General features: G+C 45.7%; 2 protein-coding genes. One reads left to right on the top strand and one right to left on the bottom strand.

Going from position 1 to position 2,001, the window contains the following annotated elements; all coding sequences use genetic code 11:
- Window positions 1-161 precede the first annotated feature (161 nt).
- Window positions 162-431, top strand: coding sequence for a hypothetical protein (locus tag F6K20_RS36145; RefSeq protein WP_287298046.1), 270 nt, complete (start codon window positions 162-164; stop codon window positions 429-431).
- A gap of 381 nt (window positions 432-812) precedes the next feature.
- On the opposite strand, the gene F6K20_RS36140 is transcribed toward F6K20_RS36145, so the two are convergent.
- Window positions 813-2,001: eCIS core domain-containing protein (locus tag F6K20_RS36140; RefSeq protein ID WP_287298044.1), on the bottom strand; the 1,189-nt coding region annotated here is incomplete at its 5' end.

Below are 2,001 nucleotides of genomic sequence, written 5' to 3'. Positions count from 1 at the left end.
TAAATAATGAAAGTGAGGTAGGATGGGCAAATTATCAAAGTTTTACCAATTGATCATCAATCATTTCCATTTGCCCACCCTACAAGAGCGATCGCACTTTAACCCAACCAACCACAGAGGCGTACGCATTCAGTAGGGTAGGGTGGGCAAATTCTGATAGTTTGGCAATTGATCATCAATCATTTCCATTTGCCCACCCTACAAGAGCGATCGCACTTCACCATTGGTGGCGGTGGGTTAGAAGTGGGGTGGATGGGGTGAGTCTGTTTTGTTTTGGGTTGTTGCTTAACTTGGCTTTAACCCAACCAACCACAGAGACGATCGCATTCGGTAGGGTAGGGTGGGCAAATGATGAAGGTTTGGCAATTTCATCTCGAATCATGTCCATTTGCCCACCCTACTTTATCAGCGTACGCACTAGAGTAGAGTAGGGTGGGCAAATTCTGAATGTGGCGTAGGGTGGGCAAATTATCTGTTCCCAGGCGTAGGGTGGGCAAGTAATCAAAGTAATACCATTTGATCACCAATCATGTCCATTTGCCCACCCTACTACTACTCGCCGTCAGCTAATATACTTCATCATGAGAACCTAAATTAAGCCACGACAGTAGGGTGGGCAAATTATGTAGGGAAAGGCAATTTCATCAAAGTGTCATGTTCATTTGCCCACCCTACTTTATCCGCGATCGCACTACCATGATTGTCAAGTTGTCATGGTTCCAAAGGAACCAAGCAGTTAATCCCCCAAACCTCTATGAGGTAAGGTTTATAACTAACGAGTCGCACTCAGGAGTCATGTCTATTTGCACACCCTACGTTATCTGCGTACCCTCTTTTTTTTCTTTTTTGTAATATTCATTAACTTCGTTGTATATCCAAAATCCGGTGCCGATTCCAAAAGCTAACTTTTTCGCTATTCCTGGGTTTTGTCTTAACATTAATAGGTTTCCACTCCCATACGCACCATACATTGCCGCTTTTGGGTAATCCTCTTTGTCTTTTAGATAATTAGGTATTTGAGTGAAATCGGCAAGGGCTCCTGCTAAGGGCGCAATCCTCATTAGGTTTGGGTATGTTTTGGCCAGATCTGGGGCAAGATGCAGGGCTTCTCCTATTCCTTCCGTTAAGTAAAGTAAGCCGTACGTTGTATTCTTCATTGTGTCATAGTTTAGTAGTCCCTTTTTATCATATTCATCCCTAGCTTTACCAAGTTTACTATAACCCATCAAAACAGCTGTGTTCTTGGCAAATACAGTGGCTAATTTATTATGTTCTGGTATATTACTGAGCCCATTAAAAAACAAACTTCCTTTGTACAAGATATCCATTTCGTTTTTGCCTGGCCGTTGCTCTTTTTCACCCATCATCTGAATTGGTGGACTAACGTGGGCACAATAAGGGGATTTTTGAGCAGCCTTCGATTGAACGGACATGACCTTCTTGAAAAGAAATTGAGCTTTCATGCCCATGTCATTCGCCTCTTTCTCCAAACCTGCATCTTCGATTACTTTCACCCCTCCTTTCACTTGCATCGTGGGCGTAACTCTCCCCTGCTTCTGCTGCACCACATGCCACGCCTCATGGGGCAAATGCTTCTCCTGCCCCGGCCCCACATGAATTTCCGTCCCCTGTGCATAAGCCTGTGCTTGCAACTGTGCCGGTTTCGACGAATTGTAATGCACCCTCACATCATCCATCGAGTAGCCAGAGAGGTTCTCAATGCCCGCCTTGAGGCGATCTGGCAAGCCAGTTTTGTTTTCATTTACGCTCCTCTCTGCCCACGTGCCATGGCCATATGTCAACGTATCCCCCGTCAACGGTTGTGCTCGACCCTGCACCATTTTCCTTTTCTGCTGCACTACCATTTGCCCACCGTGATTCGCCCCTTGCCTGCTTCTCTCTCCCGGCTGTCCAATAGAAAACTTCCCTTGCAGCCCCATTTCATACCATCCCGTTTCCGGCTGGTATTGTCCTGATTCTAAGGTGCGCATCACATTAGCA

Origin of the sequence: Moorena sp. SIO2C4, assembly GCF_010672485.1 — a bacterium.
GTDB lineage: Bacteria > Cyanobacteriota > Cyanobacteriia > Cyanobacteriales > Coleofasciculaceae > Moorena > Moorena producens.
Note: the sequence above shows the minus strand (reverse complement) of the source record. Positions and strands in the feature narration are given on the sequence as shown.